At 34.9% G+C, this 18,396-nt stretch carries 16 protein-coding genes and 2 pseudogenes; 8 read left to right on the top strand and 10 right to left on the bottom strand.

The window, feature by feature from the left end:
• Positions 1 to 101: 101 nt before the first annotated feature.
• The 3 genes and pseudogenes from C7Y47_RS21480 to C7Y47_RS26330 form a co-directional block, all read right to left on the bottom strand.
• Entirely contained in the window at positions 102 to 614 is a 513-nt protein-coding gene (locus tag C7Y47_RS21480; protein WP_142510612.1) for an SRPBCC domain-containing protein, read from the bottom strand.
• Between the two features lie 29 nt (positions 615 to 643).
• A complete protein-coding gene (locus C7Y47_RS21485) occupies positions 644 to 988 on the bottom strand; it encodes an ArsR/SmtB family transcription factor (protein WP_142510613.1) in 345 nt (114 codons plus the stop codon).
• Positions 989 to 1,319: 331 nt separating this feature from the next.
• Positions 1,320 to 1,619: pseudogene (locus tag C7Y47_RS26330) on the bottom strand (IS110 family transposase); the annotation flags it as partial.
• A 342-nt stretch (positions 1,620 to 1,961) separates the two neighbouring features.
• Between C7Y47_RS26330 and C7Y47_RS21495 the strand changes: the two are divergent.
• Positions 1,962 to 2,423 (top strand): NUDIX hydrolase, encoded by a 462-nt coding sequence (locus tag C7Y47_RS21495; RefSeq protein WP_185903562.1) that lies wholly within the window; start codon positions 1,962 to 1,964, stop codon positions 2,421 to 2,423.
• 1,291 nt (positions 2,424 to 3,714) lie between these two features.
• Here the strand turns inward: C7Y47_RS21495 and C7Y47_RS21500 are convergent.
• Positions 3,715 to 3,927 carry a hypothetical protein gene (locus tag C7Y47_RS21500; protein ID WP_255505292.1) on the bottom strand — a complete coding sequence of 71 codons (213 nt, stop codon included), beginning with the start codon at positions 3,925 to 3,927 and terminating at the stop codon, positions 3,715 to 3,717.
• 419 nt (positions 3,928 to 4,346) lie between these two features.
• Between C7Y47_RS21500 and C7Y47_RS21505 the strand changes: the two genes are divergently transcribed.
• On the top strand, positions 4,347 to 5,600 hold the full coding sequence (locus C7Y47_RS21505; protein ID WP_142510615.1) for a nucleoside permease: 1,254 nt from the start codon (positions 4,347 to 4,349) through the stop codon (positions 5,598 to 5,600).
• A gap of 637 nt (positions 5,601 to 6,237) precedes the next feature.
• On the opposite strand, the gene C7Y47_RS21510 is transcribed toward C7Y47_RS21505, so the two are convergent.
• Positions 6,238 to 7,725, bottom strand: a complete 1,488-nt coding sequence (locus tag C7Y47_RS21510; protein WP_142510616.1) for a methyl-accepting chemotaxis protein — start codon at positions 7,723 to 7,725, stop codon at positions 6,238 to 6,240.
• Between the two features lie 137 nt (positions 7,726 to 7,862).
• On the opposite strand from C7Y47_RS21510, the gene C7Y47_RS21515 reads away from it, so the two are divergent.
• A complete protein-coding gene (locus C7Y47_RS21515; protein ID WP_142510617.1) occupies positions 7,863 to 8,819 on the top strand; it encodes an MBL fold metallo-hydrolase in 957 nt (318 codons plus the stop codon).
• Positions 8,820 to 9,000: 181 nt separating this feature from the next.
• Here the strand turns inward: C7Y47_RS21515 and C7Y47_RS21520 are convergent, their stop codons facing one another.
• The 3 genes from C7Y47_RS21520 to C7Y47_RS21530 all read right to left on the bottom strand — a co-directional run bounded on the left by C7Y47_RS21520 (position 9,001) and on the right by C7Y47_RS21530 (position 11,961).
• Positions 9,001 to 9,441: an NUDIX hydrolase gene (locus C7Y47_RS21520; RefSeq protein ID WP_142510618.1), complete on the bottom strand. Its 441-nt coding sequence runs from the start codon at positions 9,439 to 9,441 to the stop codon at positions 9,001 to 9,003.
• Positions 9,442 to 9,479: 38 nt separating this feature from the next.
• A complete protein-coding gene (locus C7Y47_RS21525) occupies positions 9,480 to 9,923 on the bottom strand; it encodes a PH domain-containing protein (protein WP_142510619.1) in 444 nt (147 codons plus the stop codon).
• Between the two features lie 214 nt (positions 9,924 to 10,137).
• Entirely contained in the window at positions 10,138 to 11,961 is a 1,824-nt protein-coding gene (locus C7Y47_RS21530) for a DNA ligase D (protein ID WP_142510620.1), read from the bottom strand.
• Positions 11,962 to 12,066: 105 nt separating this feature from the next.
• Here C7Y47_RS21530 and C7Y47_RS21535 point away from each other — a divergent pair, with 105 nt between their 5' ends.
• Positions 12,067 to 12,885: a Ku protein gene (locus C7Y47_RS21535; protein WP_142510621.1), complete on the top strand. Its 819-nt coding sequence runs from the start codon at positions 12,067 to 12,069 to the stop codon at positions 12,883 to 12,885.
• A gap of 46 nt (positions 12,886 to 12,931) precedes the next feature.
• On the opposite strand, the gene C7Y47_RS21540 is transcribed toward C7Y47_RS21535, so the two are convergent.
• Positions 12,932 to 13,435, bottom strand: a complete 504-nt coding sequence (locus tag C7Y47_RS21540) for an AAA family ATPase (RefSeq protein WP_142510622.1) — start codon at positions 13,433 to 13,435, stop codon at positions 12,932 to 12,934.
• 192 nt (positions 13,436 to 13,627) lie between these two features.
• On the opposite strand from C7Y47_RS21540, the gene C7Y47_RS21545 reads away from it, so the two are divergent.
• Together C7Y47_RS21545 and C7Y47_RS21550 are read left to right on the top strand one after the other, a co-directional pair.
• Positions 13,628 to 14,422, top strand: coding sequence for a class I SAM-dependent methyltransferase (locus tag C7Y47_RS21545; RefSeq protein WP_142510623.1), 795 nt, complete (start codon positions 13,628 to 13,630; stop codon positions 14,420 to 14,422).
• 26 nt (positions 14,423 to 14,448) lie between these two features.
• A pseudogene (locus tag C7Y47_RS21550) lies at positions 14,449 to 15,472 on the top strand (serine hydrolase domain-containing protein).
• An 18-nt stretch (positions 15,473 to 15,490) separates the two neighbouring features.
• On the opposite strand, the gene C7Y47_RS21555 reads toward C7Y47_RS21550, so the two are convergent.
• Positions 15,491 to 16,024 carry a dihydrofolate reductase family protein gene (locus C7Y47_RS21555; RefSeq protein WP_142510624.1) on the bottom strand — a complete coding sequence of 178 codons (534 nt, stop codon included), beginning with the start codon at positions 16,022 to 16,024 and terminating at the stop codon, positions 15,491 to 15,493.
• Positions 16,025 to 16,124: 100 nt separating this feature from the next.
• Between C7Y47_RS21555 and C7Y47_RS21560 the strand changes: the two genes are divergently transcribed.
• Together C7Y47_RS21560 and C7Y47_RS21565 are read left to right on the top strand one after the other, a co-directional pair.
• Positions 16,125 to 17,069: a helix-turn-helix transcriptional regulator gene (locus tag C7Y47_RS21560; protein WP_142510625.1), complete on the top strand. Its 945-nt coding sequence runs from the start codon at positions 16,125 to 16,127 to the stop codon at positions 17,067 to 17,069.
• Between the two features lie 93 nt (positions 17,070 to 17,162).
• Positions 17,163 to 18,212, top strand: coding sequence for a DUF418 domain-containing protein (locus tag C7Y47_RS21565; protein WP_142510626.1), 1,050 nt, complete (start codon positions 17,163 to 17,165; stop codon positions 18,210 to 18,212).
• Positions 18,213 to 18,396 lie beyond the last annotated feature (184 nt).

The raw sequence follows: 18,396 nt of genomic DNA on the forward strand, positions 1-18,396 counted from the left end.
CGCTGATCCCCGAGGAGTCGCCCAGTCTCCACTCCAATCAACTATTTACATAGTAGACGTTTTAACAAAAGTCATCCACAACTTTTGGTGATGAACCCTTACTATAGCGACTGCACATGCTCATTCAAACGGTCCCAAGTTTCTGCGATGCCTTGTAGCATACCCATATCCATAACGGTCTTAAGGGCCTCTTCAGACACATATTCTGCACGATTTATCAGCTTAGTCTTTCCTCCCAAATCGACGAATTCCAATGTAATCTCGGTCGACGGCATGGAGTCATTCGAATTACCTTCAGCATCCGAAAAGTAATCGATATAGCTGATCTTCTCAGGCTCAATAATCTCCTTATAAACCCCTTTTCCCCATGCTTCCATACCAAAAAAGTCACCTAGGTTTTCATCAACGCACTTCATACAGTAGTGCCAAACTCCTCCCGGACGGAAATCAACTGTGCAGACTGGGATTTCCCATCCTCTCGGACCCCACCAATGTTTCAGATGTTCTGGCTCTTTAAACATATTGAATAGTAAGTCTCGTGGTGCATCGAAAACGCGCTCTAATATAAGTACGCGATCGTTCTCTACTCTTGATATCATTGAATTGTTAGACATGGTAGTTCCTCCTTGATGATGAAATGGTTTTATGATTTTTCTTTTTTCTGCAATTTTTTCAAATATTCATCTAAATTATCGAATCTTTCTTGCATTACACCCTGGAAGGACTGTATCCAAGAATCCAGCGCTTGGAATGGCTCGGGCCGGAGCTTATAGATTCGACGGTTAGCTTCAGCATGCACTTCCACAAGCCCGTTGTCACTAAGTACTTTTAGATGCTTTGAAGTTTGAGGTTGCCTCAATCCCAGTTGGTTGGCAATCTCACCCACGGTTAGAGGACCATGGCGCAGGAGTTCGACGATATTCATGCGGTTTGGTTCAGACAAAGCACTCAACGTCGTTAAGTTTACTCCTGGAACTTTCCCTGACATGTCGCTCACCTCGTAAAATGATGGTCGCCGGTAAATTATCATCTACATCAGCACAGGTTTTATGATCCTGTTAATCGCAATATAACTCAGTTAGAATATTCCTGTTAAGGAATATTTAAGAAAGTAGCCCACTTCAACCTTTAAGCCAAAATATTGTCTCTCACTTTAATATAGTTATACTAATAGCAAAACACTTAATTATAGAAACAAACCCTCTTCAATCCTTACTATTACTTAAGTATAAACGTTGAAATAAATATGTACGAAAATGCCTGTTTAACCAAGTACATTTTTGATTCCCTTTGTATATTACAACTTTACAGGGAGACTTGGCGATCCATTCCGCATCTTTAACATCAGTCTTACGACCGGGAGCCGCTTTGATATGTTGGGCATTTACAACTAAAAATTTGATATTCTCAGCCTCGAATATGTTTACAATAGGCTTCCAAAATACACCTGTACTTTCCATAGCTACGTGCGTACAACCATGTTCTTTAATTCAAGCAATTAACTGCAATAGAAAAACCGTTTTGGTTTGAATCACTTTGTCTTCTGGTGTCATAATACATCCGGTAATCGAATCCTTATGAATATCCATACCACATGCACGTTCAATGATGACTTCCATTAGAAACATCCTTTCTACGGCCAATCAAATTAGAGGCTGGTGCAGCAACCTGAGTAGGATGAATCTCCTATGAGTGCTTCCTGTGAGGGAGCGACAGTCAGTGATACACCGAGGTCGTTGGAGTCAGATTAACGGAAGGACTCAAGGCACTATACTTAGTATTCAATACCCGTTCTGAATATATTTTCATCTTCTGTGGTGTAACGCTAGCTTTTACACTACATGGATGGCTAATGGGGCAGTTAAATTTAATAAAAATTTTCGAAAATTGAAACTTATAGGAATAATAATCGTATTAACTTTACAAGAATAAATAAAAATTAATGATTTAAGGGGGAAATAATGAACTACATACAAACAATTCGTAAGTTAATTGGAAATGAAGTGCTAATGACTGTTGGTTGTGGAATTATTATTGAACAAGAGAATCAAATTTTACTACAACATCGAAAAGATCGGGATGTTTGGGGTATCCCAGGCGGTGTTATGGAGCCTGGAGAAACCTTTCTTGAAACTGCTGTCCGCGAAACATTTGAAGAGACAGGATTGATAGTTGAACAATTAGAGTTGTTTGGTCTTTATTCAGGAGGAGAAGGATTTGCAGAATATCCGAATGGAGATAAGGTCTTCAGCATCCAGATCATTTTCCATTCAAGTTGTTTTTTAGGAGAATTAATTCATGAAACAGAAGAAAGTCATGAACATAGGTTCTTCACTCGCGATGACCTACCACTTTTGAACGCACATCAAGAGCGATTCATTCAGGATTGGGTAAACCAAGTGACTTTGCCCATAATAAAATAATCTGACGGAGTTCGACATCAAAAAGGGTAGAGATAACAACCTTTTTCTTAATCAACTCCCATGAAAATAAAATCTCTGGCACTAAAAAAGTCCATGCTAAAAAGGTAAACGATTCGATCATAAATTTTTTACATAAAGAACTTTCCATGTGAACTGGGCTATTTAGTAACAGGTGCTAATGTTCAAGAAGTATAAGTTATTTAGTCATTTTGTATTTATTAAATTCATGGAACAAAAAAGCCCGATTTTTCAATTTGAATACTGAGAAATCGGCTTTTTGATATTGATGAAGCAATCACAATTTTTGTACTAGCTTAGCTGTTTTATTTTTGTTATAACATTAAATTGTTCTCGCAATGATTTGAATTGTATGAGTACTTATAATTAAAAATCCTAAAACAATACAACATGTCGCTAGCGTACTTTTTTTATGATTTTTTTGCTTTACAAGACAAAAAAAAATCAGGCATAGTCCAATCACAATAGATACTATTGATAGAAATTATAAAAAACGGTGTACCTATATCGGTTAATTGCATATAAAGTTCTCCCTTTTTTAGATTCAAAGTTTACATATAGCTCTTCACCAAAATATGTACTTCCCTACACATCACACTTTGTGAGAACGCTTTGCGCAGGCGTTGTTTGAGCCACCTCAGCCCTCATACCGAGGCATTTCTCTCTGCTTCGTATGCTAAAACACCAATAACAGGGAATTGTCACTATGTAATTTCCCCAGTTTCTACTTTAAATTGTACGAACTGATTTTCTCTTTTTCCTTACTCATTCCTTATAAATTTATTAATTTTAACAATCAATTAAATTGTAGGTTAAAAATTGCAGTCAGTGAAAAGTTTGAAGGGACTGTCAATATTTTAGTGTAACTGACAAGCCATCTTTTCGACGGGAATGATTTTGATTTTGGAAGGCCAAACTCTTCCCAAAAAACAAAATTTCGCTGCGTGTTCCTTCTCCTTCTTTTTGTCACTCAAACAACGCTTCAAGTTCTGCACTCGGGCGTAAAGTGATTAGATTTTATTATTAATCACATCATTACTAAAATGATCGACCAAAAAATACACAGTAATCTCGTTTACAAAAAATGCAGTGCGAATTTGTATATATATCGCACTGCGTATATAGAAGTAATTGGAAAGCGGAAAAAATTATCACTATTTTTAAAAAGTTACGATCAATATGTATAGAAATGTTATCCCTTAGTTTCCCCAAAATATGTGTTAAAATGACAATCCTCATTATCAGCCATGATTTTCAACTACTTCTCATAATTTTATTCAAATAAAGAGATGATTGCTATAATCCACACGCCTACCACTAGTATTAAAAACCACCAGCCCGTAAACTTTACGAACTTTTTTAAAAATGGTTTCTTAGTAAATTTATCTGAAAAGGAACTCATTTTTAAAAAATCTTCTGGAAACTTTAATAACATGTAAGAAAAACTACCGAAAATTAAAGTGACCAATATTGCCATAATAAACATTGTACCTACTCCTAAACTTTAAGTTTTTACATCACTCAATAATTATATTATGTAGCAACTAGATTGCACATCAAAAATTTAATAGCTAGTACATGTTTTAGAAACGAATATACAGATGTTGGTTTAATAAAGGTAAAATCCTCCTTGCAGTATTTTTTCACGTTTTTGGCATCTTCGTGAAAAGCGTATACATTGCCGCGATTTACACAAAACAATTCTGTTAATTCTTATCTAAGAATCAACAGAAGAAACTCCAATAAAATTCGTATGAATCTGTCATTAGGAGCAAATGCTGTAGGTATGTTCTAAAGTCTAAAACAGTAACTTCTCCTACTTCAATAAATGCGTACTCAATAGCAACATTAGCGCAGAACATCACAAAGTAAATAAAACTCCATCACTTTCTAAAGGAGGAAAAAATGAATATAACATTGCGTCTTAAAATAATGATTTTTCTACAGTTTTTTATTTGGGGATCTTGGCTTGTTACATTTGGTTCTTATATGATCAATACGTTGCATTTTACTGGTGCACAAGTTGGAGTCGTGTATAGTTCTAACGGGCTTGCAGCCATTATTATGCCTAGCCTTATAGGTATTATTGCAGATCGGTGGGTAAAAGCAAATGTGTTATACGGAATATTGCATTTCCTCGGTGCGATTACCTTATTTTTTGCTGCTCAAATTTCAGATCCTTCAATGATGTTCTGGGTAATGTTCTTTAACTCAATCGTTTATATGCCAACACTTGCTTTATCGAATACAATTTCTTATTTTTACCTGGAAGACAAAGGACTTGATGTTGTAAAGGACTTCCCACCTATTCGTGTCTATGGGACAATTGGTTTTATTCTTGCGATGTGGATTATTAGTCTTGCCAAAATTGAATTAAGTAATATTCAGCTTTTTATTGCTAGCGGCTCTTCGTTGCTACTTGCACTATATACAATTTCACTTCCTGCCTGCCCAACTTCTAATGCAGTTAAGGGCAAGTCGTTGGTAAGCCTTTTGGGACTAGACGCTTTTGTTCTTTTTAAAGATAAAAAAATGGCGTTGTTTTTAATTTTTGCAATGCTATTAGGTGTTGCGCTTCAAATTACTAATACATTTGGTGATCCATTTTTACACGACTTCGCCTTAAACCCTGATTATAAAAATAGCTTTGCGGTAAAATACCCAGCTATTTTATTATCAGTGTCACAAATTTCAGAGGTATTCTTTATTCTGACCATTCCATTTTTCTTACGTAAGTATGGCATTAAAAATGTAATACTGATCAGTATGGTGGGATGGACATTACGTTTTGTTTTCTTTGGGTATGGAAACCCAATTGGCGGAGGATTTTTCTTATTGTTATTATCAATGATTGTTTACGGCTGCGCCTTTGATTTCTTTAATATTTCGGGAGCCATTTTTATGGAAAAAGAAGTCGACCACCGCATTCGTGGTAGTGCTCAAGGATTATTTAGTACAATGGTCAATGGCATAGGTGCCTATTTAGGAGCTGTTATTAGTGGAAAAGTAGTTGATTATTTTACAGTTGACGGAATAAGGAATTGGCAATATATTTGGTTGTTCTTTGGAGCGTATACACTCGTTTTGGCCATCATTTTTGCCATCGTTTTTAAATATAACCATGCCAGTAATGAAATGAAAAATGTAACAATGAAATAGTGCATTATTTCTTCAAGGAAAAGAAAGAGCCTTACCGTCCATGGTGTAAGGCTCTTTACTATAATAAAACTACTTAAAGAATTACGCAAATTACGCTACAAGGAATAATTTTTTTCCACTCTTCAAGAGACATTTCATCAAAGCTCTCAACATCATCTAGTTTCAAGGGTGTAATTAATTCTAATGAATTAGCATGTGGAATATTTGATAGAACTAGAAGTTGCTGTTTAGTTGAAGACAACCACTCTTATACATGCTCAAGGTCTTCTTCGTCAATTTTAAACGCCAAATGTCGAATAGATGGATGGTATTTTAAGTGCACACTTTCATTGGTTTGAAATCAAAGGCTTTAAAAACCTGCACCTCCAAATTGTTAGAAACATCAACAATACGGGGCCGACCCGTTTTTTTGTATTATCAAATATTTTCAAATTTTAGTAAATAGTATTGTTGTAATGATACCTACGAGAGTAACTACGATACCAATTATTAAAGCTATTAAAAACCTCAAAAAGCGCGAGAAATCAATTTAAAAACGTTGATTTCTTGCGCTATTCTGATGTTTATTTTCTTCTTGGAAATATAATTATGTCACAGTCTCTTTTAGTCTACTAATAACCTTTATAGGCTTCTCGTTTTAAAAAGATTCCCTTTCCTTTTTCATAACAAGCGACTTTAATGTATCACTTAATTCCTGAATACGACTAGTTGTGTTCGTCATCATCTCTAGCATATTATGTTCGTCCTCCACTGAGTGTACAATCTCACCTGTGGAAGTCGCATTTTGTTCGGTCATATCATTAAGCTTTTCAATCTGTAATCGGATTGTTTCAAACTGCGAAATAGCGCTGCTTAGTTCATTCATTCCTCTTGTTAAATCGAAGTTAGACTTTGAAAATGAATCTTTTAAAATAGTAAAGAAGTTGCTTACATCTTGTAACAGCATTTCCCCTTGTTGTAACGCTTTTTCACCGTCATCAGAGCGTTGATGAGCTTCTGTGGATTTTGCGAACAAAGTTCTCGTTACATTCGTAATACTTACCGTAATAGTAGCACTTTCTTCCGCTAATTTCCGTACTTCATCAGCAACGATGGCGAATCCTTTACCATTCTCCCCCGCTCTTGCCGCTTCAATTGCAGCATTAAGAGCAAGTAAATTCGTCTGCTCTGCAATATGCCGTATACCATTTAGTAAGCTATCTACCGTTTTCAAGCTTGTCTGTAACTCATTCACAGTTTCAGCTGTAGAACTCATCGCTTGATTCATAACGCCCATTTGCACCATCGCATCTTGCATTTTCTCCCATCCTACTAGTATCTCTTGCTGCAATTCAGTAGATTTAGAAATAGTATCCTTTGAAATTGAGAATGTTTCGTTGACAAAATGCACAGATTCCTTCATCGTGCCATGAATCATTTGCAAGCTAGATGACTCCTGCTGAATGCTTTCGGAAATATCCTCTGTAGCTATAAGAATTTGTTTACTTGATCCAGATATTTGCTGCATTGTTTGTTGGAATTGTGTAACGTGTTCATCCAACGCTTGACTACTTTTTTCAATTTCCTGAAACGTATTTTCAAGCTGATTTAATGACGCCTTCACCTCATTTTGTTGAATTGTAGCATGTTCAATTAGTTCATTGCCCCATTTAGCGATTAAATATAATGCAATAATGACGCCATTCATTATCGCAAATAGCGTTATAAATACAGTCATATCATCAAATGGCCCTAATAATGATTTCGAATTAGCCATATAAAGAATCAGAAAGCAGATATTTGTCAGCACACCAAAAAATACAAGTAATTCTTTTTTAAAATAAAGGGCGATAATGGCCACCGAACAAAGTAAAATATAATGTTTATTTAATGAAAAACTATCAACTAAAAATAAAGCAAAAACAGTACTTGAAGGAATCATTCCAAAAATAAAGCCTTTAACATACGTGTTAATTGGTAAAAAGTAATTACAAACTGCTAATGCCATAACGGCTAGTCCAACAAATAAGAACATAATGCCCTTTGAGAGTATCAACGGTCCACAAATTAAAACAGCCAAAATTGAAATAATGGCTAAATTAACACGATGGACTTTTCTTGTATCGTAACGAATATTTTTCTCCATAATAGTCCCCCTAAAAAATGAATGGACATTCATTGCATTTTACTATTATTATAAAGTATAACAACTACTTTTTGTAGATAAAAAATGCGTTTTAGAGAATTTTTAATACGTTTCGAAAATAAAAGGGGGATTATTTAATGGGGAGAGTCCAAAAACTTGCACCAAATTTTTATTGTATTGATACACACGATTTAAATCGGGAACAGCGTACAAGCTCTTATTTGCTTATCGATGAAAAAATTGCATTAATCGAGACTTCCGCCAGTCCTTCTATGCCATTTATAGTAGAAGGTTTAGATGAATTACATATTTCTCTAGAGGATATTCAATATGTAATCGTTACGCATATCCATTTAGACCACGCCGGAGGTGCAGGCTTGTTTTTACAAAGCTGTCCAAATGCAACATTCGTTGTACATCCACGAGGTGTATCTCATATGGTTGATCCTAGTCGTCTAATTGCAAGTGCGCAGAGTGTTTATGGAGCAGAATTCGATCGTCTATTTGATCCAATTGTTCCTATCGATGCTGAACGCATTATAGAAATTGGACATGAGGAAGTACTATCTTTAGGTCAACATCAGTTAACGTTTTATCATACAGAAGGTCATGCAAGGCATCATGTATCTATGCATTATTCTGCTACGAATGGATTGTTTGTAGGAGATACTACTGGTGTACGTTATCCGGAAATGGAGAACGAATCCATTGATTTAATTATTCCCTCCACTTCACCGAATCAGTATGATCCAGATACAATGGAGCAGTCTATCCAGCTTTATGAAAAATTAAATGCTTCAGAATTGTATTTCGGTCATTTCGGTGCTTATAAAAATCCAGCTGAAGCTTATAGACAAGTGCGCTACTGGACACCGCTATTTTTAGCTGAGGGGAAAAAGGCGTTAACGGTATCTAGCAATTTTAAAGAACAAGTACAATTTTTAGATACTCGCTTGAAGGAACTTTTGTATAACTACTTACAGGAAAATGGCATCTCAGAAAATCATCCGGTTTATCAAACAATCCCATTCGATACCATTGTTTCGTCTATGGGGATTCTGGATTACTTAGAGAAAAAGAATTCCCAAAATTAAAGCAGACTTAACTGGAGAGGAGTAATCCTCTCTGTTTTCTTTTATGTTCTTTTTTCTTCAACAGTTATCGACTAAGGGAATTGTCAATTCAATAAAACCAACCTCCCCTTCAAACCTGCATTAATTAAAAAAACTAATAAAAAAATTACAAGGGAACCTAAATAAATATAGTTCCTCATTCTTATTCTTTAGTACAAATCTCCATAGTCTTTATAAAAGTAAGTGTTTTTTTAAATAACCTGGGCTGAATCTCAGGATATGTTAGAAATTTTGGTAGACTACTAAAAAGTTTTACTTCATCAATTTCAGAAACAGGTAATTGACCAATTTCCTTAATCCTTGCAAAGTATAATCTTCCATAAACTTTTTTTAAGGAATCATCCATTGAATAATCGCAGATTGGTGATAGGTTAATTTCTTTACATCCAGTCTCTTCAAACAACTCTCTTTTTGCCGTTTCATCAATCATCTCACCTGGTTCTCTGTGACCACCAGGTATCTCCCAAGATTGCCGATTAAAATGTCTAACATAAACCCATTGTCCCTGATAACAAGCACTTATCACAGAAAATCCTAACTCTTCTTCATTTACTGAACCAATATCATAAAATTCGATTTTCATTTTTCACCTCATACCTTTTTCATTTGCATAGGTTTTAATTACTCAAATTTTTGAATTTGCGAAATCTGTGCATTAGGACATCGTTTTTTTAACTCTAAAATAAACTTCATTTTATCTTCTGGTAAAATTTTTATACGACCATTGGCTGCCGTTTTATAAAATATTTCCAGCCCCTTATCAGATGATGAAATTAGATAACCAGTATACTTATCTGTCGTAGGAGAAACCCTTGTTATACTTTGATACGGAATCTTACTTTTGAATGGCCCACCTTTGACTAAAAGATAATTTTCACAGAAAACAAACTTAATCGAATTTGCGTACAAAAAAATAAAAACTATTGAAACAATAAAGGCCGTTGACATAATAAAAACAGTTGATAAAGATGTGATGAACGGAAGAAGTGATATAGCGCCAAATATCCAAACCAATAAAAACATAATGATTGTGAAAAAAATATTTGCTTTTGCTTGATAAACCATAATAGTTATCCCCCTTTCTTATTAATCTTCGCTAAAAAATCACCAATTTAACGAACAGAAATAATAAGTAAACTCAACCTTATAAGTAATTTAACATTAATTTTCGATTTATTAAACAAAACTAAAGCTATTAAAGCACCGACAATAATGCCGACGCTTGTTCCTTTACATCGAAGTTTTGCTCCTATCAGCCTGGTTATACATAGTAAGCACATCATTGCTCTTTTAAACGCTCTAAAGCTAATTTAAAATCCTGACTTTCCCCTACTTGACGGAAATTTTTAAATGGGTTGCTCACATTTTTCATTCGCTCCAGAACGGCGGGAATAGTAAAAAGGTCTGGTGTTAAATGCTCATTGACTTCTTCCCAGTGTAATGGCGTTGCTACTAACCCCTTTTCGTTGCCACGAGTCGAGTATGGAGCAATAATCGTTTTGCCTTCTGCATGCTGCACATAATCTAAATATAATTTTTGATGTCTATTTTTCTTTAATCGCTCGATCGTATACAATTCCGGTTTTTGCTCACATAAAAAACGACAAACAAATTCAGTAAATACTCGCACCTCTTCATAAGTAAAGGCATTTTCGGGTAACGGTATATATAACTGTATGCCTTTGCCTCCTGATGTTTTAACAAAAGATTGTAGCTTAAAATATTCGATAATTTCCTTTAAATCCAGTGCCCCGGTAACAGCAAGTGAAAATTGCTCAACAGAAGGAGGATCTAAATCGAAAACAATCTCAGTCGGATGCTCAGTTTGCAATGTTTGGAATGGTATGTGCAGCTCTAATGCAAGCTGATTACCTAACCATAGTAATGCTTCAAGATTGTTGCATACAAGATAATGAATATCGTCCATCCATCCTGTTGAAGCAAATGCAGGTATTTTCTCAGGACTACTTTTTTGATAAAAGCTTTCACCAGGCACTCCATGAGGAAATCGTATTAACGTAAGTGGTCGGTCTCGCAAAAAAGGAAGCAAATACGGAGAAATCATTTGCAAATAATACAAATAATCATCCTTCGTAATACCGATTTCAGGCCAAACAGGCTTCTCAGGATGCGTAATCTGCACCGAATCAGGGATAGGATAAAGTTGACGTTGCATATGCTGCCAATGACAGTCCTCTGGCAACATCTCCAGTCGGAATGCATGGAAACGCGGTTCTCGACATTTGCTTCCATCGAAATCAATACAGGCAATATCAAGGCAAATGGATGGCTCCAGCTCCCATGTTTCATTTTTCCTCTGTCCATTTGCTTGAAAAAATGCTATGAGTGTTTTCCGCTCTTCCTCTGACATTCCATGTTTAAAAATAACTACTTCAACTAACACTCCCTGTTGATAAATACTGCCATGAAAATAACCATTTCCATGATCATATTTCGTCACTATGACGGTTACATATCTCCAATTCTTTATTTTTAACCAATGGGTCGAGCGTGTATCACCTATCCATTTACTCGTTTTTTTCTTTGCAACCATTCCCTCTCCATTGTAAATCTTAATAGCCTGCCAAAGAGGCTCACTATGTTCCACACAGTTAATCACTTGCAAAGGACATGAATCCTCATAATTGACAGTCGCCGGGAGCTTTAAAGTTGTAAAAAGCTTAGAAAGTTGCTGTTTGCGTGTTTTTAAATATTTATTGCTCAGCGACTCCCCTTTATAGCTCAGTAAATCAAACGCAATATAATGACAAGGAAAGTCTTTTGCATGCGTAGCAATAACCTCTTTGTTTTGCATCCGCCCTCTTTTTTGGACAAGTGAAAAATCACTTTTAAAGTTATTCGTTAAACAAACTAATTCACCATCCAATGTTAATGGTAAAAACTTTTTAATGTGATTAAATATGCTTTTACAAAAATCAAGTATCTCTGGAAACAGGTGAGTTAAGTTATTGCCATTTCTGCTTATTAGCATCGGCTGTTCGTCCCATACTAACATACATCTAAATCCATCATATTTTGTTTCGTACATCCATTCCTCACCGATAGGCGTTTCGAGCACTTCTTTTAATAGCATTGGTTTCATTTGAATACCTACTTTGCTTTTTACCTTCAGTTTTTGACGATTTCACTTTAAGATACATAAAAATAAGCAAAATATATCATAGTAAGAAAAAACGAGGTGATACAAATGCATACAGTTTGGAAAGGCAGCATCTCATTTGGTCTTGTCAATATACCAGTAAAACTTCATGCTGCAACTGAAAATAAAGACATTAAATTACGACAACTCCATAAAGAATGCCATACCCCTATTAGCTATAAAAAGGTTTGTGAAGGCTGTAACCAAGAAGTAAAAGATGAGGATATTGTTAAAGCATATGAATATGCCAAAAATAAGTTTGTCGTATTAGATCCAGAAGAAATAGAGAACTTGCGGAAGGAAAATGAAGATAAGGCAGTTGAAATCATTGATTTTGTAAAATTAACTGAAATCGATCCTATTTATTTTGAACGTACTTATTTTTTATCCCCTGATTCGACTGGCGGAAAGGCTTATGCCCTATTACGTCAAACATTAGAACAATCTGGAAAAATAGGTGTGGCCAAAATTATTATCCGTTCAAAAGAGCAATTAGCCATTGTCCGTGTTTATCAAAACGCTTTAGTGATGGAAACGATTCATTACCCTGATGAAGTAAGGAGTGTTGGTGATGTTCCAAGTATTCCAAATGAACAAAACATTGTTCCAAAAGAGCTAGAAACCGCACTCATGTTAGTCGATCAATTAACAACAGAATTTAATCCTGAAAAATATACAGATGACTATCGCAATGCTTTAATGGAGCTTATAGAGGAGAAAAAAGCTACAAATACAATCTCGACAAGCGATAAACGTCCAGTACCTGATAATGTAACGGACTTAATGACAGCTCTTCAAGCCTCACTAGAAAAAACAAAAAAGCCAGCAACAAGAAAACGAGCACCGAGAACGAAAAAAAATGCTTAAAATGTACACGGAAGAAGCGTATCCATTATTTTTGGATATGCTTTTTTTAAAGAATCTGCCTCTTACTTGCTACGACCAATAGCTTGTCATAATATACTCCATATTTGTGATAAAAATTAGGTTTGCCAATCTCCTCAAAATAATGATTCCACTTAAACATTTTAATAAAAATTGCAAAAGTTAGTTTGTAATTGGATTTTTCCAAACCGAGTTTTTGTAGCGTAAATATTTTTATTATTCGATAGATTCTGATGAAATCATTTGTATCTAAAAAAATAATTAAGTCGGCATTCAAAAAGCTTTGTGCTACCCAGTCCTCATTATGAACGCCCTCAATAATCCACGCATTTGTAAGAATAATATTATGTAAATAATCCACTTTTTGTTGATCGGTCCTTCTAATATCACCGGAATTTTGCCTTATCCAAACAACATTATCTAATTCATAATATGGTATGTTTAATTTCGTGGATAATTCTTTCGCAAAAGTTGTTTTCCCACTAGCAACAGAGCCTATGACATGTATTTTGCGTGGAAATTTCTTGTTCAAACGAATCCCCTCTATTCTTTATAGTTTGTTAATTATGTAACTCATCACCAATATTTAGTGATGTCAGTTTATCAGTTGATTGGAATACTTGGAAATAAATACCATATTCATGGCATGGTCCGATTTGTGTGAATATTGGATTTATTACATAATATATCTCAAATAAAAATATAATTGGTGGAGTTGAATTATATGTATCAAAATGAGTTTAATGGAAATTTGCAGAAATATAATAACCCTATTGAATATGATGCACTTCATGAAAATTATAACGTGGATTTATATTTTATTGAAAATCTTCTTAACAAAAATAACGATACGATAATTGAATTAGCCTGTGGCACAGGCCGATTAGCTATTCCGCTTGCCAAGCAGGGATTCAATGTTTATGCAGTAGATATCCATGAAGGGATGCTGCAATTGGCAATTGAAAAAGCGAGAAAGGAGAATGTTAATATACATTTTACTGTGCAAGACTGTACACAGCTTCAATTACCAATCACATCAAATTTTGTCTTTATGACAGGAAATGCATTTCAACATTTTTTAAGTAATGAAAGTCAAAATGCTTTATTCCATTCCGTTAAAAAGCACTTACATCCAGGAGGAGAATTTGTATTCGATACGAGAAACACTATTCTAAGTGAACTGTCTATCGTAGATGAATACGAAGAAAGTTCAGTCAATAGCGAAGGTGGAAAACTAACTATTCAGCATCGTGAAGAATATGACCCTATCACACAAATCTTAACTTGCCGTTCTATAAATAAGCTAGAACACGCTACCTTCGAAGATTCAATTCGACTTCGCTATACATATCCAATGGAAATGAAGAGGCTATTAGAACAACTTGGGTTCGAAGTGTTACACATATATGGATCATGGAACAAAAATGACTTTACAAAAGATAGTCCATCAATGATTGTACACGCACGTTTACTAAAACAAAACGAAAAAACGAACACCAGTTTCGACATTCTGTTATAGTTAAGAAAAAATTAGGAGCTAAGTAGATGATAAACATTCGTGAACGCATGGAGTATTACCGTATTGCTGGCCTAAGTCTAGTAGCTATCGATAAGGGGAAAATCAGTAACACAGGTCATTTTGGTGTTCTGGAGGCAGGTACCGAGTAAAAAAGTTAATGAACATACCGTTTTTAATGCTTGCTCGATCAGTAAATTTCTAACAAGTATTTTAGTGATGAAATTAGTGGCGCAAGGGATGGTAGATTTAGATGAAGATGTTAATAAAAAATTAGTTTCATGGAAAATTCCTGACAATCCATTGACAAAGCACAAAAAAGTTACATTACGCAACTTACTATGTCATCAATCTGGTATTGTGGACCCTGATGGCAGTTTTATGGAACTAAAATCTTTTCACGAAATACCGTTCTTGGTGGAAATATTGAATGGTACAACTCCTTATTGCGCAACTTCAATCGAAGTGACTTCTGAGCCTGAAAGTGAATTTCACTATTCTGATGCAGGCTTTTGTCTTATTCAATTATTAATTGAAGATATAACACAAAAACCTTTTTCTCATCTCATGGACAATATTATTTTTAAACCACTGTGCATGACGAACAGTACTTTTTCTACTTCTCTTTCAACATCAAATTTAGATAATTTTGCATGTGGTCACGATCGAAATGGGGCATTAATTCCAGGGAACTATTCTATTTACCCTTATATTGCAGCTTGTGGTATATGGACTACTCCAAGCGATTTAACAAAATTATTACTGGATGTAATGAAAGTTGTTAAAGGACAAAGTAAAATCGGCATTACGACAAAACAACTAAATGAACTGTGCCGCCCACAAGGATGTAAAGAATGGGCGGGCCTTGGGGTATTTCTAGATGGCACGGGCGAAAAGCTCGAATTTTCTTCTCTTGGCTGGGGTACTGGGTTTCAATGTATGCTAGTCGCCTATCCACACCTCGAACAAGGACTTATTATGATGACTAATACTGATACAGGTACGCATCAAATGAAGGGTATCATGGGTGAAATCTACCATTCGCATGACTAAAAACAGAAAAAGAGGCTATCATTCAGCCTCTTTCTTCACCTCATAATGCATTTGCACCATTTGCCCATAGCGTTGTGTATTGACTAACTTCAAATCTTGATATGGGTTATGATCCTTAAACAGTGGAATTCCAGAGCCTAAAAGATGCGGTGTCATTGTAATAATAATTTCATCTATTAACGCTTCCTTCATGAAGGCATCAAGAATTTCTGCTCCACCTACCATCCAAATTTTTGAGCCATCCTGTTCCGTTAATTTTTTCGTAAACGCTACAACTTCTTCATTCACAAACTCAACATGTTCGTTTTTACCAGATCGTGATGTTGTGAATACATAACATTTCTTATCGGAATATGGAAAAGGCTCAATATGGTCTACAACGTAATCATACGTTCTCTTGCCCATAATAATAGTATCGATGGATTGATACATGTCTGAATAGCCAGCATCCCCTTCCCCCTCTGTTTCTTCTAGCCATTGTAAATCATCATTCTCTTTCGCAATAAATCCATCCAAACTAGTCGCAATAAATAAAATAATTTCTCGTGACATACTGTCATCTCCTTTTCTTTTTTGTAAAAATCATGAACAATATTTATACTATACACAATACATGACAACTACTGGCATGATTAAAAGAAAAGGTGAGAAAATGTCAAAAGCACAACGTTTATTAGATATCCTACTGTTTGTTAGTGCAAAAAAGAAATTTACCGCTCAGGAAATTGCTGATGAATTCAATATATCGATTCGTACGGTCCATCGATATATTTTAGATTTAAGTGATATGGGCTTATCTATTTACGCTGAACAAGGGCGAAACGGTGGCTATACTGTTCTATCGAGCAGACTTCTTCCCCCTATTTTATTTACAGAAGATGAAGCCGTTTCAATTTTCTTTGCGTTTCAATCACTGCACTATTATCGTGATTTACCTTTTAATACGGAAAGTAAGTCCGCTTCTCATAAGCTTTATAACTCGCTTCAGGAGGCGGCGAAGCGGAAAGTGGATAAACTTCAATCCTATATCGCGTTTTGGAATCCTAAACGCGCGATTGAAACACCTTTATTGAAAGCTGTTTTAGAGCTAGCTATTGAAAACAAAAATCTACATATTCAATATGAATCTAAATCGGGTACAACAACGAAACATATTCATCCTATTGGTGTTTACGCACATGATGGATTATGGTATATGCCCGCCTTTGATTTCACGAAACAAAAAATATTATTGTTTCGTGTAGATCGTATTCTTTCTATCGTAAAAAGCGAAGAAAACAAAGAGGAATTTTTTAATCTAGAGGAGTGGTTTGGCAACACCTATGAGATTAAACAACCCATTCGTTTACATGTACTATTATCAAGAGAAGGTGTACGACAATGCAAAAGCGAACCAAACCTTGAAGACTTAGTCGTCATCAATGAAGATGGCACAGGCTATATCGATTCCATGATAGACAAAGGTGAACTAAATTTTATAAGTCCCCTCTTTTATCGACTTTGTATGCATGCTCAAATTGTAGAACCAAAAGAATTAATCAATATTTTACGACAGCAGGCAAAGGACATCCTATCTATATATCCAGAAAATGATTAATGTTATATGACGATTTTGTAAGATTGGCGTAACATTTATCGTTACTACTTTATGGATAATTTTCTTATACTTTGTAAGTGAGGAGGAGAAAACATGCAACCAATTGAATTAAACAAACGAATTGATACATTAGATTATTTAAGAGGATTTGCTTTATTAGGCATTATTTTAGTAAATATTCCGGCATTATTATGGATTAAAACACCGGACACATCTATAGATATTGCATATAATAGATTTTTAATATTATTTGTGGAAGGGAAGTTTTTCTCGATTTTTTCATTTTTATTTGGTGTAGGATTTTATATTTTTATTTCCCGAGCAATGGCTAAAAATAATAACGCCTATCTTTTATTTATTAGAAGAATTATTATTTTATTGTTAATCGGGCTTGTACATTTTTATTTCCAACCTGGAGAAGCATTAACCGTCTATGCAATTTTCGGGCTAATTGCTTTACCATTTTACAAAGTTTGTAAAGAAATAAACGTCACTTTAGGGCTTATCCTATTAGCCGTAACAGCGTATCATGGCATCAAAATCGCTATGCCGTTTCCACTAATTTTACTAGGATTAGCTGCTGGGCAATATCGAATTTTTGAAAAGATCCATGACAATCGTAAAAGCATATTAACCTTTACATTTATTATGTTCATGATTAGCATAGGTGGCTTGCTGTATCAATGGAATTATGTCCCCGAGGCAATGGTGAACATTGACAATATGACAACGGATGAAATGACAGAACATATGACAAACATTGAAAAATTTTCATTAATCGGTCTTCAATTCAGCCCTTTTGTATCGGCATTTTATGTAGGTTTATTAATGTTATTACTTAAACTTCCTTTATGGCAGACCTTACTTTCACCATTAAAAGACTATGGCCGAATGGCATTAACAAATTATTTAGGGCAAACAGCGCTCATCTTACTAATTGGCAATGCTTTTGACCTTATTGGCAATATTCGTTTTATCCAATCTCTTTGGATTTGCATAAGCATTTACATTTTCCAATTACTGTTTAGCAAAATTTGGCTTAAATACTTTAAATTTGGACCATTAGAATGGTTGTGGCGAATGGGTACTTATTGGACAGTACCTTCATTGCTAAAAACTTCTAACTTTAAGGAACGCTCCTAACCAAAAAACTTAAAATGACAAATACCTAACAATTAGTTTTAATTCTTCATAAAATAGTAATGTACCTAATTCGCTTCCAACTTGCTCAGACAATGGGCAAGACACACACCCCCATCATTAATTCTTTACTTTTTGGTCACTTTTCTTAGGAAAAGTGACCTTTTTTCTATTTACTGTAAATAAA

It is taken from the genome of Lysinibacillus sphaericus, from assembly GCF_006864135.1.
Lineage (GTDB): Bacteria > Bacillota > Bacilli > Bacillales_A > Planococcaceae > Lysinibacillus.

Bases quoted from the DNA above. Each gene is read 5' to 3' on its own strand.
- C7Y47_RS21480 (WP_142510612.1), bottom strand. From the start codon at position 614: ATGTCTAACAATTCAATGATATCAAGAGTAGAGAACGATCGCGTACTT.
- C7Y47_RS21485 (WP_142510613.1), bottom strand. From the start codon at position 988: ATGTCAGGGAAAGTTCCAGGAGTAAACTTAACGACGTTGAGTGCTTTG.
- C7Y47_RS21495 (WP_185903562.1), top strand. From the start codon at position 1,962: ATGAACTACATACAAACAATTCGTAAGTTAATTGGAAATGAAGTGCTA.
- C7Y47_RS21500 (WP_255505292.1), bottom strand. From the start codon at position 3,927: ATGTTTATTATGGCAATATTGGTCACTTTAATTTTCGGTAGTTTTTCT.
- C7Y47_RS21505 (WP_142510615.1), top strand. From the start codon at position 4,347: ATGAATATAACATTGCGTCTTAAAATAATGATTTTTCTACAGTTTTTT.
- C7Y47_RS21510 (WP_142510616.1), bottom strand. From the start codon at position 7,725: ATGGAGAAAAATATTCGTTACGATACAAGAAAAGTCCATCGTGTTAAT.
- C7Y47_RS21515 (WP_142510617.1), top strand. From the start codon at position 7,863: ATGGGGAGAGTCCAAAAACTTGCACCAAATTTTTATTGTATTGATACA.
- C7Y47_RS21520 (WP_142510618.1), bottom strand. From the start codon at position 9,441: ATGAAAATCGAATTTTATGATATTGGTTCAGTAAATGAAGAAGAGTTA.
- C7Y47_RS21525 (WP_142510619.1), bottom strand. From the start codon at position 9,923: ATGGTTTATCAAGCAAAAGCAAATATTTTTTTCACAATCATTATGTTT.
- C7Y47_RS21530 (WP_142510620.1), bottom strand. From the start codon at position 11,961: ATGAAACCAATGCTATTAAAAGAAGTGCTCGAAACGCCTATCGGTGAG.
- C7Y47_RS21535 (WP_142510621.1), top strand. From the start codon at position 12,067: ATGCATACAGTTTGGAAAGGCAGCATCTCATTTGGTCTTGTCAATATA.
- C7Y47_RS21545 (WP_142510623.1), top strand. From the start codon at position 13,628: ATGTATCAAAATGAGTTTAATGGAAATTTGCAGAAATATAATAACCCT.
- C7Y47_RS21555 (WP_142510624.1), bottom strand. From the start codon at position 16,024: ATGTCACGAGAAATTATTTTATTTATTGCGACTAGTTTGGATGGATTT.
- C7Y47_RS21560 (WP_142510625.1), top strand. From the start codon at position 16,125: ATGTCAAAAGCACAACGTTTATTAGATATCCTACTGTTTGTTAGTGCA.
- C7Y47_RS21565 (WP_142510626.1), top strand. From the start codon at position 17,163: ATGCAACCAATTGAATTAAACAAACGAATTGATACATTAGATTATTTA.